We start from the raw sequence: 13,137 nt of genomic DNA on the forward strand, positions 1-13,137 counted from the left end.
GGGCCCTGCTCAGGGCCCTGCTCAGGGCCCTGCTCAGGGCGCTCCTCAGGGGCCGGCCAGCACCGCGACGACCAGGGTGGCGGTCCAGGCCACGGCGACGGCGACGGCCGTGATCCAGAGCACCCGCTGCGAGAGCGGTGCGCCGGCGGGGCGGCGTACGGAGAGGAGGGACATGGTCGGCTCCTTCCTGGCATGTCGGGCCGTTTCCATTGATAGTCTATTGAAATAGTCGAGTTTGGCAAGACCTCGATCCCCGATTTCCGTTCGGCCCGCCGTCTCTGGCAGACTTGCTCCTCGGCCCAGTCGGCCACGATCGCCCGGAGGAACGTCCCGGGGATCCGCGTGAGCACCTGCCACAGGGGGCGCAGCGCGACGGCCAGCCAGACGGGGTCAACACTTCGATCCAACACATCCGCGCTTGACCTGTGGCACGTGCGAGGAGAAATCATGACCAACGTCATCGACGCGCTGTCCGCCGCGAGCTTCCGCGAGGACATCCCCGCCTTCCGTGCGGGTGACACCGTCAAGGTCCACGTCAAGGTCGTCGAGGGCAACCGCTCCCGCGTCCAGGTCTTCCAGGGCGTCGTGATCCGCGTCCAGGGGTCCGGCATCGGCCGCACCTTCACCGTCCGCAAGGTCTCCTTCGGCGTCGGTGTCGAGCGCACCTTCCCGCTGAACTCCCCGATCTTCGAGAAGATCGAGATCGTGACCCGCGGTGACGTCCGGCGCGCCAAGCTGTACTACCTGCGCAACCTGCGCGGCAAGGCGGCGAAGATCAAGGAGCGCCGCGAGTTCTGATCGCGGGCTTCCTACAGCCACCCGGCTAGGCTCCGCACGTGACCGACCCCATCACCGAGAACCCGGCGTCCTCTCCCCAGGGCGAGAAGAAGCCGGCGCTCCCGGTCTGGCAGGAGAGTCTGCTGCTGCTCGTCATCGCGCTGCTGCTGGCGATCGGCATCAAGTACTTCTTCGTCCAGGCGTTCTACATCCCGTCGCCGTCGATGGAGCCGCAGTTCATCAAGAACGACCGGATCCTCGTCCAGAAGATGTCCTACTGGGGCGACGGGTCGCCGCAGCGCGGTGACATCGTGGTGTTCAAGGACCCCGGGAACTGGCTCGGCGGCGACGAGAGCCACAGCGCGGACAACCCGATCACCAAGGCGCTCGAGGCCGTCGGCCTGTACCCGTCGGGCGGGCACCTGGTGAAGCGGGTCATCGGCACCGGTGGCGACCGGGTCAAGTGCTGCGACGCTGAGGGCCGGGTCACCGTCAACGGCAAGGCGCTCGACGAGAAGTCCTACCTGCCCAAGGGCACCCTGCCCTCGGAGGACCCGTTCGACGTCCGCGTGCCCGAGGGGCACCTCTGGGTGATGGGCGACAACCGCAGCGACTCCTACGACTCCCGCGGCCACATGGGTGACCCCGGGGGCGGGTTCGTCGACCAGGACCTGGTCGTCGGCAAGGTCTGGGCGCTGATCTGGCCGTGGAAGCGCGCCGAGCGCATCCACACCCCGGAGACCTTCCAGGGAATCCCGGCCCCCTGATGAGCGGCGCGCAGGATCCCGTCGCCGGGCTCCCACGCGGAGCCACGATCCGGCGCGACGCCGGGCTGTACGGCTACGAGCGCGCCTTGCGCCGGGCCGGGCTCGCCCCCATCGCCGGCGTCGACGAGGCCGGCCGGGGAGCGTGCGCGGGCCCGCTCGTCGCAGCCGCGGCGATCCTCCCCGAGGGGAAGGCCGGCCAGGTCCCCGAGCTCGCCGACTCCAAGCTGCTCACCGCCAAGGCGCGCGAGCGCTGCTACGCGCAGGTGACCCGGCGGGCGCTCGCCTGGTCGGTGGTCGTCGTCTCCTCCGAGGAGTGCGACCGGCTCGGCATGCACGTCGCCAACGTCGAGGCGCTGCGACGTGCCCTCGCCCGGCTCGACGTCCGGCCGTCGTACGTGCTCACCGACGGGTTCCCGGTCGACGGGCTCGAGGTGCCCGGACTGGCCATGTGGAAGGGCGACCGGGTGGCCGCCTGCATCTCCGCCGCGTCGGTGATCGCGAAGGTGACGCGCGACCGGCTGATGATGCAGCTCCACGAGAGCTGGCCGGACTACGATTTCGCCACGCACAAGGGGTACATCACCGCGGAGCACTCCGCGGCGCTCGACGAGCACGGCCCGAGTCCGGTCCACCGGATGAGGTTCGTCAACGTACGGCGCGCCGCGGGTCTGCCGGAGGTGCAGCCTCTCAGCCTCGAGCCTCAGCTCGAGCTGTTCGACGACGAGGAGGCGGGCACATGAGCGAGCGCAGCGAGCGAGACAGAGAACGCAGCTGCCGGCGCGAAGCGCTGCCCGCAGCGAAGCGAGGGCTGCGATGAGTGCGGAGGATCTCGAGAAGTACGAGACCGAGATGGAGCTGACGCTCTACCGGGAGTACCGCGACGTCGTCAGCATCTTCAAGTACGTCGTCGAGACCGACCGGCGGTTCTACCTGTGCAACCAGGTCGACGTGAAGGCGCGCACCGAGGCCGGTGACGTGTTCTTCGAGGTGACCATGACCGACGCCTGGGTCTGGGACATGTACCGGCCGGCGCGGTTCGCCAAGAACGTCAAGGTGCTGACCTTCAAGGACGTCAACGTCGAGGAGCTGGCGACCTCGGACTTCGAGCCGCCGAAGGCCTGAACGGGCCGTCCCGTTCGCCGCCCGACCGGTCTAGGAAAAAGTAGACCATAAGGGACAAAAGTCCCTTTTCTGGATAACCTCCGCCCAGGAGATGGGGGTTTCCATGATCGTGCGGGGTTCCGGACAGCGCGACGAACGCGGTGCCGCGGTCGTCGAGACCGCGCTGTGCCTGTGCTTCATCGTGCTGCCGCTGGTGTTCGCCACCATCGGCTACGCCTACATGCTCAGCTTCCGCCAGACGGTCTCGCAGAGCGCGACCGAGGGGGCTCGTGCCGCCGCGGTGGCGCCGGCGGGCATCGACGACTCCGTGCGCGAGGCGGCCGCGATCAACGCGATCAACGAGGCGCTCGCCACCGGTACCGGCGGGCTCAAGTGCAACACCGGCTACATGATCTGCACGGTGAAGCCGAAGGAGGTCGGCTGCGGCGACGGCAGCACCGGCAGCTGCATGACCGTGGTGGTCGAGTACCCGTACCGCGACCACTCGCTGCTGCCGACGATCCCGGGACTCGGCTTCACGCTGCCGAAGACGGTCAGCTACTCGGCGACCGCCCGGGTGAGCTGATGGTGGCGCGGCTCCGAGGACCACGGGACGAGCGCGGCGTCGTCGCGGTCGCCGTCGCCCTGATCACCTGCTTCATGCTGATCCCGCTGGCGGCGTACGCCGTGGACATCGGGGTCCAGCGGGTGGCCCGCCGGGACGCGCAGTCGGTCGCCGACCTGGTGGCGCTCGACCTGGCCAGGCTGCTCGACGGCCGGAAGTACGGCCAGCTCAGCGGCGGTCTCCAGGCCGCCGCGGACAAGAGCGCCGCCCGCAACTCCGGTCCCGGGGGTACGCCGACCGTCGTCCCCGAGCTCGGCACGCTGGCGGGCACCTTCGACCCGAACAACCCGGGCGCGAACTTCGTGAAGATGACCGACCCGAACCTGGTGCCGACCGCGGTGCGGGTCACGGTCAAGTCGTCGGTGACCTTCACGATCATGCCCGGCAGGGGTTCGGTCACGCGGACGGCGCTCGCCAAGACCGACAGCTCGGCGTGCTACGACATCGGCTCGTACTCGCTCAACCTGAACTCGCAGAGGTCGGCACTGCTCAACGCGCTGGTCGGCGACGCGCTCAACCTCAGCGCGATCACCTACACCGGTCTGGCGAACGCCAACGTCAAGCTGCTCGGGCTCGCCACCGAGCTCAACGCCGGCACGGTCGACGAGCTGCTGAACCTCAAGGACCTCTCGCTCAACCAGCTCTACCTCGCCTCGGCACGGGCGCTGCAGAAGTCCGGCGGCAACGCCGCGAACGTCGCCCTCCTGAACCAGCTCGCGACCGCGAACCTGGGGGCGCTGCCACACGTGAAGCTCGGCGACCTGCTCAACCTCCAGTCCGGCAACAACGCCGCGCTCGGCACGAACCTGAACCTGCTCGACCTGGTCGCGACGAGCGCCTTCGTCGCCAACGGCAACAACGCCCTGGCGATCCCCAACCTCGGCCTCAACGCGATCCCCGGTGTGCTCAATGTGACCGGCTCGCTCAAGATCGTCGAGAAGCCGCACCACACCTGCACGTCGGACCTCGTGAACACCTCGCAGATCGACCTGCAGCTGCACGTTACGGTCGCCGACCTCGACCTGCTGCTCTTCCGGGCGGTCACCACGGTCGACCTGAGCCTCCAGGTCGGCACCGGGACGGCCCGGCGCACCAACGCGTTCTGCGGGAACCCGTCCGGGATCGACGTCTCCGTGGGGTCCGGGCTGGCCCAGCTCAGCCTGTCGCCGAACATCGTTCTCAAGCTGCTCGGCCTGCCGCTCGTCGAGGTGTACGGCGGGGTCGGGACCACCGCGCCGCCGGCCAGCACGACGCTGCAGTACCGCAACCCGCCGGACTCGCTGGGTGTGGTCAAGTCCAGCGGCTCCGGGGTGATCCTGCCGCAGCTCCAGCTCAGCGACCTGCACCTGAACCTCCTCGGGTTGCTGCCCCTCGGCGTCAGCCAGGCCGGCATCCTCTCGGCGGTGCTCAGCTCGATCGTGACCCCGATCCTCAACCCGGTGATCGCGGTGCTGAACTCGGCGCTGCTGACGCCGCTGACCGATCTGCTCGGCCTGAACCTCGGTGGCGCCGACGTGATCTTCAAGGACGAGCCCGACTGCACGAACCCGGTGCTGGCCGGCTAGAGCCCGTACCCGGGGGCGCGGCGCCCACAGCCCTGTTCTGGGAGCAGGACCTCACAGGGCGCCCGCCCCCGGGTGCGCCTGACCGTCCCGGCGCGGTCCCCTCCTCGCGGAGGTGAGCGCCGATGAACGGCATTCGGAATGCGTCCGTGGGGGCGCACGGAGAGCGGATCGCGGAACGGCACCTGCGCGAGCAGGGGATGACGGTCCTCGACCGCAACTGGCGGTGTCACGCGGGCGAGATCGACCTGGTGCTGCGCGAGGGCGACGTCCTGGTCGTCTGCGAGGTGAAGACGCGTCGCGACCTGACCCGCGGCCACCCGGTGGCCGCTGTCGACGACGCGAAGGCCCGACGGCTGCACCTGCTCGCGCTGCTGTGGCAGGAGAGCCGCGGTGTGCGCGCGGAGCGCGTCCGGCTCGACGTCGTCGGCGTCGTCCTGCCGCCCCGCGGTGCGGCGGTCGTCGAGCACGTGCGGGGGATCGGCTGATGTTCGCGACCTGTCGCACCGTCGCGCTCCACGGCGCCGTCGGTCACGTCGTCGAGGTCCAGGCCGACATCGGGCGGGGGACCGTGCGCACCGTCCTCGTGGGCCGCCCGGACCTGGCGATCAACGAGGCCCGCGAGCGCTGCCGGTCGGCCGTCGACAACAGCGGGTTCGCCTGGCCCGACTCGCGCCGGACCACGATCCTGCTCTCGCCGGCGGACATCCCGAAGCGCGGCCCGCACTTCGACCTCGCGATCGCGCTGGCGGTCGTGGTCGCCCACGACGAGAAGTTCCCGCGCGAGCAGCTCGACGGGCTCGTGGTGATCGGCGAGCTCTGCCTCGACGGCCGGCTGCGCTGCGTGCCGGGCGTGCTGCCGATGGTGATGGCCGCGGCCGCGCGGGGCATCCACCGCGTGGTGGTGCCCGAGCCCCAGGCCGCCGAGGCCGCGCTCGTCGACGGCGTCGAGGTGTACGGCGCCCGCTCGCTGCGCCAGGTGGTCGCCCTGGTGCGCGGCACCGAGGAGATCCCGGTGGCGCCGCCGGTCGAGCCGTTCACCGGCGACGCGTTGCTGTCCTGGCGCGGGCAGGACCGCCTCGACGAGGTCGACCTGGCGGAGGTGCGCGGGATGGCCGACGCGCGGTACGCCCTCGAGGTCGCCGCCGCCGGCGGTCACCACCTGATGCTCACCGGGCCGAAGGGATCGGGCAAGACGACGCTCGCCGAGAGGCTGCCGACGATCCTCCCCGAGCTCGACCCGGAGCAGGCGCTCGAGCTCACCGCGGTGCACTCGCTCTGCGGCGGGCTGCCCGCCGGGGTGTCGGTGATGACCAGGCCGCCGTTCCGGGCCCCGCACCACACCGCGTCGCGCGCCGGGATCCTCGGCGGCGGGACCGGGCGCGTGCATCCCGGGGAGGTCTCCAAGGCGCACCACGGCGTGCTGTTCCTGGACGAGTTCCCGCTGCTGCCCGCCGACGTGATCGACGCGCTGCGGCAGCCGCTGGAGAGCGGTGAGATCACCATCGCCCGGGGCGACGACGAGGCGACCTACCCGGCGGGCGGCATGCTGGTGCTCGCGGCCAACCCGTGCCCGTGCGGGGACTTCACCCCGTCGAGGCGGGACCACCGGTGCACCTGCTCGGAGGTGCGCCGCCGCGAGTACCGGCGCAAGCTCGAGGGACCGGTGGCCGACCGCATCGACATCACCCGCTTCGTCGGCCCGCTGCGGCCGCACCACCACGGCGACGTTGTCGTGCCGGAGAGCTCCGCCGTGGTGCTCGAGCGGGTGGTGCGGGCGCGGGCGCGGCAACGGCTCCGGTACGCCGACCACGGCTGGCGGCTCAACGGTCACGTCCCCGGACCGGTGCTCCGGTCCCGCTGGCCGCTCACGCCGGAGGCGATGAAGGGCCTCGACGCCGAGCTCTACGCCGCGGCGCTCACCAGCCGGGGTGCCACCCGGGTGCACCGGGTCGCGTGGACGGTGGCCGACCTGCGCGACGTCGACCAGCCCGGTCCCGCCGAGCTCGACGTCGCCCTGCGCCTGCGGCGCGGCACCGCGCTCGACCTGCGCACGCTCTCCGGCCCGGGGTCGTCGTGGTGAGCCCGGACGCCGCGGACGCCGCGGTCGCCGCTTTGACCGACCCCGAGCGGCGGGCCCGGGTGGTACTGAGCCTCGTCGGGGAACCGGGGGACATCCGCCTCACCGGCCTGGTCGCGGAGCTCGGGCCGGTCGACGTCCTGGCCGCACTCGTGGAGCAGGGACGGCACCGGGCGCTGCGCGAGGCGCTGGGCGAACGGCTCCGCGCCGCAGATGCGGAGGCGGTCGTCGCCCGGGCAGCCAGGCGGGGGATCCGCTTCGTCACGCCGCGGGACGAGGAGTGGCCCGGCGCGCTGGACGACCTGGCCCACGCGCCGTACCTGCACGAGCGCGGCGGGGTGCCGGTCGGGCTCTGGGTGCGCGGGCCGCTCCGTCTCGACGAGGTCGCCTCCGGTGCGGTCGCGGTGGTCGGCTCACGGTCGGCGACGGGCTACGGGGCCGAGGTCGCCGGCGAGGTCGGGGCCACCGTCGCCGGCACGGGCCGCGCCGTGGTCTCCGGTGCGGCCTTCGGCATCGACATGGCGGCCCACCGGGGCGCGCTCGCCGTCGACGGTCCGACGGTGGCCGTGCTCGCCTGCGGCGCGGATCGGTCCTACCCGGCCGCGCACCACCGGCTCCTCGAGCACATCGCGGAGGTCGGCCTCGTCGTCTCCGAGGCGGCGCCCGGCGCCGCGCCGCTGCGGATCCGGTTCCTGGCCCGCAACCGGGTGATCGCCGCCCTCGCGACCGGTTGCGTGGTGGTCGAGGCGGCGGCGCGCAGCGGCGCCCTCAACACCGCGAACTGGGCCGCCGGGCTGAGCCGGGTGGTGATGGGCGTACCCGGGCCGGTGACGAGCGCGCCTTCGGTCGGGGTGCACCAGCTGATCCGGGCGCGGGACGCCCTTCTGGTCACCGGAGGCGAGGACGTGCTCGAGGCGGTCGGCGCGGCCGGCGTGCACCTGGGCTCCCGGCCGCAGGGCGAGGAGCGGCCGCGCGACCGGCTGGAGGCCGAGCACCGCCAGGTGCTGGAGGCGGTCCCGCGGCTCCAGGGGGCGACCGTCCGCAGCATCGCCCGGGTGGCCGGGCTGGCTCCGCGAGGCGTGGCGGCCGCGCTGGTCGCGCTGCACACGGCTGGGTTCGTCGAGCGCGCCGGTGAGCATTGGCGGCAGTGCCCAGAAGTAGGCCCAGAAGTAGGCCCAGAAGAAGGCCCAGAAGTGAACCCGGACGTGGACGGGTAGCGCGCGCCTGCGCCTTCGCCGTGCGGTCGCTTCGTAGGCTGGGGCGGGTGGAAGACCTGCCCGAGGAGTTCGCGACCGCGCTGGCGGCGTACGAGCGGCACCTGCGCTCGGAGCGCGACCTCACCGACCACACGGTGCGGGCCTATCTCGGTGACGTCTCCGGGATGCTGTCGCACGCCACCGCGCTCGGGTTCGCCCGCCTCGACGACCTCGACATCCGGGCGTTGCGCAGCTGGCTGGCCAACCAGCAGACCCTCGGCAAGGCCCGGACGACGATGGCCCGTCGGGCGACCGCGGTCCGGGTGTTCACCGCCTGGTGCCTGCGCACCGGCCGGGCGAGCACCGACCCGGGCGCCCTGCTCGGCAGCCCGAAGGCGCACAAGCCGCTGCCGCCGGCGCTCGACGTCGCCCAGGCCCGGGCCCTGCTGGAGGCGGCCGCGGTGCAGGCCGACGACGGCGGCCCGGTGGGGCTGCGCGATGTCGCGGTCCTGGAGCTGCTCTACGCGACCGGGATCCGGGTCGGCGAGCTGTGCGGCCTCGACATCGACGACGTCGACCGCGACCGGCGGGTGGTCCGGGTCTTCGGCAAGGGGCGCAAGGAGCGGACGGTGCCGTACGGCCTGCCCGCGGACCAGGCGCTCGGGCGCTGGCTGGCCGAGGGGCGGCCCCGTCTGTTCGTCCCCGGCGCCGGAGCGGCCGTCTTCCTGGGCGCACGCGGCGGCCGGATCGACCAGCGCGCCGTGCGGTCGATGGTGCACCGCCGGCTGGCCGACGTACCGGGGGCTCCCGACCTGGGGCCGCACGGGCTCCGGCACACGGCGGCCACGCACCTGCTCGAGGGGGGAGCCGACCTGCGCACGGTGCAGGAGCTGCTCGGCCACGCCTCGCTGGCGACGACGCAGATCTACACGCACGTCACCACGGACCGGCTGCGGAGCGCCTACCGGCTGGCTCATCCGCGGGCGTGACCCGGGACGCGAGCGGCAGGAGTCGCACCGGCCCGCCGCCGAGCAGCGACAACGGATCCAGATAGACCTCTCCCTCGCGCAGCCCCCAGTGCAGGCAGGTCCGCGGGGCGCAGTGGCTCGGACCGGGGGCGAGCACGCCGATCGCCTGTCCGGTCCCGACCACGTCGCCGGCCCGCACCCAGGCCCCGACCGGCTCGTACGTCGTCCGGCGCGGCCCGTGCGCGACCACCACGACCCCGCGCCCGGCGAGCACACCGGCGAAGGTGACCGTCCCGGCCAGGGCGGCCCGCACCTGCTGGCCGGGGGAGCCGAGCAGGTCCACGCCGCGGTGCCCGGCCGTCCAGGCGGTGTCGGGCGGGGCGAACCGGGCCACGACCCGGGGCGGCGCGAGCGGCGGGACGGCGCGCTCGGCGCGGACCGGTGCGGGCGGGGCCGGCAGCAGCCCCAGGGCGAGTGCGCCGAGGAGGTGGAGGAGGCGGAAGAGGAACGTCATCCGGCGACGGTGCCGTGGGTGCGGGGGCGGGCACGCTCGCCGCGGAGCTGCCTGGGGACCGCGGCCCCGGCAGCCTGCCTGGGGACGGTTCCGGCCGTTTCGACACGGACGCGGGTGGCCGTTAGACTTGCCGCAGCAACCCGCCTGGGTTGACTTCGCACGCCCGCAGACCGTGCCGGCCTCCCCTGGGAGCCGGGCATCCACGGGTGAGGACCTTCAGTCCGGACCGACCTCGGTCGAACCGGTCAGGGACTCGCGCAGGCGTCAGGGTCGGCACACCCGTGCCGGCATCGAACTGAAAACCGAGTTCGTGCGCGTCAGCATGCGCACGGACGTTGACCAGGAGGCACACGGCATGGCCGTCGTCACCATGCGCCAGCTCCTCGAGAGCGGCGTCCACTTCGGGCACCAGACCCGTCGCTGGAACCCGAAGATGAAGCGCTTCATCATGACCGAGCGCAACGGCATCTACATCATCGACCTGCAGCAGTCGCTGTCGTACATCGACTCGAGCTACGCGTTCATCAAGGACACCGTGGCCAAGGGCGGCACGATCATGTTCGTGGGCACCAAGAAGCAGGCCCAGGAGGCGATCGCCGAGCAGGCGACCCGCGTCGGGATGCCCTACGTCAACCAGCGCTGGCTGGGTGGCATGCTCACCAACTTCTCGACGATGCACCAGCGGATCAACCGCCTCAAGGAGCTCGACGAGGTCGACTTCGACACCGTCGCCGGCTCGGGTCGCACCAAGAAGGAGCTCCTGCAGATGAAGCGGGAGCGCGACAAGCTCGACAAGACCCTCGGCGGCATCCGCGAGATGGGCCGGACCCCGTCCGCCGTCTGGATCGTCGACACCAACAAGGAGCACCTCGCCGTCGAGGAGGCGCGCAAGCTGCGCATCCCGATCATCGCGATCCTGGACTCCAACTGCGACCCGGACGTCGTCGACTACCCGATCCCGGGCAACGACGACGCGATCCGCGCCGTCGGCCTGCTGACCCGCGTGGTCGCCGACGCCGTCGCCGACGGCCTGATCGCCCGCTCGGGCGCCAAGACCGAGGGTGACGCCGCCATCGGCTCCGACGAGCCGCTGGCCGACTGGGAGCGCGACCTGCTCGAGGGCGACAAGCCCGCCGAGGCCGCGGCCGAGGCTCCGGCTGAGGCTCCCGCCGAGGCTGCCGCTGAGGCTCCGGCCGAGGCCGCTGCCGAGGCGCCGGCCGAGACCCCCGCCGCGGAGGCTCCGGCCGCCGAGGCCACCGACGAGACCAAGGAGGCGTGAGCATGGCTATCTCCGCTGCTGACGTCAAGAAGCTCCGCGAGATCACCGGCGCGGGCATGATGGACTGCAAGAAGGCGCTCGAGGAGGCTGAGGGCGACTTCGACAAGGCCGCCGAGCTGCTCCGCATCAAGCTGGGCAAGAAGGCCGCCGAGCGCGGCGCCGAGCGCGAGACCTCGGCCGGTCTGGTCGCGAACTCCGGCGGTGCGCTGGTCGAGCTGAAGAGCGAGACCGACTTCGTCGCGAAGAACGAGGCCTTCATCACCGCCGCGCAGAAGATCGCCGAGGCCGCCGAGGCCGCCCAGGCCGCGGACACCGAGGCGCTCAAGGCCGTCGAGCTCGACGGCAAGACCGTCGCGGACGTCGTCCACGACCTCGCCGTCACCATCGGCGAGAAGATCGAGCTCGGCGAGGTCGCGTACTTCGGCGGTCAGTCGGTCGTCTACCTGCACAAGCGCGCTGCGGACCTGCCGCCGGCCGTCGGCGTCCTCGTCGAGTACGAGGGCGACAACGCGGACGCCGCTCGCGGTGCCGCGATGCAGATCGCCGCGATGAAGCCGAAGTACCTCTCCCGTGACGAGGTCCCCGCGGACGTCGTCGCCAAGGAGCGTGAGATCGGCGCCGCCATCGCTCGCGAGGAGGGCAAGCCCGAAGGTGCGATCGAGAAGATCGCCGAGGGTCGCCTGAACGGCTTCTTCAAGGACGTCGCGCTGCTCGACCAGTCCTCGGTCACCGACTCGAAGAAGACGGTCAAGGCCGTCCTCGACGAGGCCGGTGTCACCGTGAAGCGGTTCGCCCGCTTCGAGGTCGGCGCCTGAGCGACCTCCACCACGAGGCACCACCACGGACGACGGGGACAGGGATAGTCTGCCCCTGACGTTCGAACGGGAGGCCGGGCCGATGCATCAATCCACGATCATCGGTCCGGCCTTTCGCACGAGAAGGCACCGGGAGGTCCCCGGGGCGCGAGGAAGGGTGAGATGACGTACAAGCGGGTCCTGCTCAAGCTCTCCGGTGAGGTCTTCGGTGGCGGCAAGGTGGGGGTCGACCCCGACGTCGTCCAGGGCATCGCCCGCGAGATCGCCTCGGTCCAGCGCGCCGGCGTCGAGGTCGCGGTCGTGACCGGCGGCGGCAACTTCTTCCGCGGAGCCGAGCTCCAGCAGCGCGGCATGGACCGCGCGCGAGCCGACTACATGGGCATGCTCGGCATCGTGATGAACTGCCTGGCCCTCCAGGACTTCCTGGAGAAGGAGGGTGTGGAGACCCGGGTGCAGACCGCCATCACGATGGGGCAGGTCGCCGAGCCGTACATCCCGCGCCGCGCGATCCGCCACCTGGAGAAGGGGCGCGTCGTGATCTTCGGCGCCGGCGCCGGCATGCCGTACTTCTCGACCGACACGGTCGCCGCGCAGCGCGCGCTGGAGACCAAGTGCGAGGTCGTGCTGATGGGCAAGAACGGCGTCGACGGCGTCTACTCCGCCGACCCGCGGACCGACCCGACGGCCGTCAAGTACGAGTCGGTCACCTTCCAGGAAGTCCTCCAGCAGGGCCTCAAGGTGGCCGACGCCACGGCGTTCGCGCTGTGCATGGAGAACGAGCTCCCGATGATCGTGTTCGGGATGGAGCCCGAGGGCAACATCCTCAAGGTCGTCCAGGGTGAGAAGATCGGCACGCTGGTGAGCAGCGGAGACCGCACGGACAAGGAGACGCAGTGATCAACGAGACGCTCAACGAGGCCGACCAGAAGATGAGCAAGTCGGTCGAGGCGACCCGCGAGGAGTTCGCCGCGATCCGCGCGGGCCGGGCGAACCCGGCGATGTTCTCCAAGCTGGTCGCCGAGTACTACGGCACCCCGACGCCGATCCAGCAGCTGGCCTCGTTCTCCTCGCAGGACGCCCGCACGATCATCGTGACGCCGTACGACATGGGCGCGCTGGACGCGATCGAGAAGTCGATCCGCGACTCCGACCTCGGCGTGAACCCGTCCAACGACGGCAAGTCGATCCGGTGCTCGTTCCCCGAGCTCACCGAGGAGCGCCGCAAGGAGTACATCAAGGTCGCCAAGGGCAAGGCCGAGGACGGCCGCGTCAGCGTCCGCAACATCCGGCGCAACGCCAAGCAGACCCTCGACAAGCTCGAGAAGGACGGCGAGGTCGGCAAGGACGACGTCACCGGTGCCGAGAAGCGTCTGGACGGGTTGACCAAGAAGCACACCGACGAGATCGACGAGATGCTCAAGCACAAGGAAGCCGAGCTCCTCGAGGTCTGAGG

Annotated in this window: 16 protein-coding genes; 14 read left to right on the forward strand and 2 right to left on the reverse strand. The window is 71.6% G+C overall.

The genetic code is table 11. The annotated features are described in order from the left end of the window. Positions 1-45: 45 nt before the first annotated feature. On the reverse strand, positions 46-174 hold the full coding sequence (locus AB4Y76_RS17580; RefSeq protein WP_441927618.1) for a hypothetical protein: 129 nt from the start codon (positions 172-174) through the stop codon (positions 46-48). Positions 175-447: 273 nt separating this feature from the next. On the opposite strand from AB4Y76_RS17580, the gene rplS reads away from it, so the two are divergent. The 10 genes from rplS to AB4Y76_RS17630 all read left to right on the forward strand — a co-directional run bounded on the left by rplS (position 448) and on the right by AB4Y76_RS17630 (position 9,097). Then, positions 448-798 (forward strand): 50S ribosomal protein L19, encoded by a 351-nt coding sequence (gene rplS / locus AB4Y76_RS17585; RefSeq protein ID WP_441927620.1) that lies wholly within the window; start codon positions 448-450, stop codon positions 796-798. A gap of 38 nt (positions 799-836) precedes the next feature. Further along, on the forward strand, positions 837-1,544 hold the full coding sequence (gene lepB, locus AB4Y76_RS17590; RefSeq protein WP_441927622.1) for a signal peptidase I: 708 nt from the start codon (positions 837-839) through the stop codon (positions 1,542-1,544). After that, a complete protein-coding gene (locus tag AB4Y76_RS17595; RefSeq protein ID WP_441927624.1) occupies positions 1,544-2,284 on the forward strand; it encodes a ribonuclease HII in 741 nt (246 codons plus the stop codon). Before lepB ends, AB4Y76_RS17595 begins: the two co-directional genes overlap by 1 nt. Positions 2,285-2,357: 73 nt before the next feature. Beyond that, entirely contained in the window at positions 2,358-2,666 is a 309-nt protein-coding gene (locus tag AB4Y76_RS17600; RefSeq protein ID WP_441927626.1) for a DUF2469 domain-containing protein, read from the forward strand. 103 nt (positions 2,667-2,769) lie between these two features. Further along, entirely contained in the window at positions 2,770-3,231 is a 462-nt protein-coding gene (locus AB4Y76_RS17605; protein ID WP_441927628.1) for a TadE family protein, read from the forward strand. Beyond that, positions 3,231-4,835 carry a hypothetical protein gene (locus AB4Y76_RS17610; protein WP_441927630.1) on the forward strand — a complete coding sequence of 535 codons (1,605 nt, stop codon included), beginning with the start codon at positions 3,231-3,233 and terminating at the stop codon, positions 4,833-4,835. Before AB4Y76_RS17605 ends, AB4Y76_RS17610 begins: the two co-directional genes overlap by 1 nt. Positions 4,836-4,957: 122 nt before the next feature. Beyond that, entirely contained in the window at positions 4,958-5,320 is a 363-nt protein-coding gene (locus AB4Y76_RS17615; protein WP_441927632.1) for a YraN family protein, read from the forward strand. Continuing rightward, entirely contained in the window at positions 5,320-6,915 is a 1,596-nt protein-coding gene (locus AB4Y76_RS17620) for a YifB family Mg chelatase-like AAA ATPase (protein WP_441927634.1), read from the forward strand. The genes AB4Y76_RS17615 and AB4Y76_RS17620 overlap by 1 nt, the downstream gene beginning before the upstream one ends. After that, the gene (dprA, locus tag AB4Y76_RS17625) at positions 6,912-8,129 is read left to right on the forward strand and encodes a DNA-processing protein DprA (RefSeq protein WP_441927636.1); all 1,218 of its coding nucleotides are present in this window, start codon (positions 6,912-6,914) and stop codon (positions 8,127-8,129) included. Before AB4Y76_RS17620 ends, dprA begins: the two co-directional genes overlap by 4 nt. A 47-nt stretch (positions 8,130-8,176) precedes the next feature. After that, complete coding sequence (locus AB4Y76_RS17630) at positions 8,177-9,097, forward strand: tyrosine recombinase XerC (protein WP_441927638.1); 921 nt, start codon at positions 8,177-8,179, stop codon at positions 9,095-9,097. On the opposite strand, the gene AB4Y76_RS17635 is transcribed toward AB4Y76_RS17630, so the two are convergent. Continuing rightward, positions 9,045-9,590 (reverse strand): murein hydrolase activator EnvC family protein, encoded by a 546-nt coding sequence (locus AB4Y76_RS17635; RefSeq protein ID WP_441927640.1) that lies wholly within the window; start codon positions 9,588-9,590, stop codon positions 9,045-9,047. The two genes, AB4Y76_RS17630 and AB4Y76_RS17635, sit on opposite strands and share 53 nt — an antisense overlap. Before the next feature lie 355 nt (positions 9,591-9,945). Between AB4Y76_RS17635 and rpsB the strand changes: the two genes are divergently transcribed. From rpsB to frr, 4 genes are all read left to right on the forward strand, one after another. Continuing rightward, on the forward strand, positions 9,946-10,869 hold the full coding sequence (gene rpsB / locus AB4Y76_RS17640; RefSeq protein ID WP_441927642.1) for a 30S ribosomal protein S2: 924 nt from the start codon (positions 9,946-9,948) through the stop codon (positions 10,867-10,869). 2 nt (positions 10,870-10,871) lie between these two features. After that, positions 10,872-11,684 carry a translation elongation factor Ts gene (gene tsf, locus AB4Y76_RS17645; protein ID WP_441927644.1) on the forward strand — a complete coding sequence of 271 codons (813 nt, stop codon included), beginning with the start codon at positions 10,872-10,874 and terminating at the stop codon, positions 11,682-11,684. Positions 11,685-11,846: 162 nt separating this feature from the next. After that, positions 11,847-12,581 (forward strand): UMP kinase, encoded by a 735-nt coding sequence (gene pyrH / locus AB4Y76_RS17650; RefSeq protein WP_441927646.1) that lies wholly within the window; start codon positions 11,847-11,849, stop codon positions 12,579-12,581. Continuing rightward, positions 12,581-13,135 (forward strand): ribosome recycling factor, encoded by a 555-nt coding sequence (gene frr, locus AB4Y76_RS17655; protein ID WP_441927706.1) that lies wholly within the window; start codon positions 12,581-12,583, stop codon positions 13,133-13,135. The genes pyrH and frr overlap by 1 nt, the downstream gene beginning before the upstream one ends. The last annotated feature ends 2 nt before the right edge of the window (positions 13,136-13,137 follow it).

It is taken from the genome of Marmoricola sp. RAF53 (genome assembly GCF_052114005.1).
In the GTDB taxonomy this organism is placed as follows: Bacteria; Actinomycetota; Actinomycetes; order Propionibacteriales; family Nocardioidaceae; genus Marmoricola.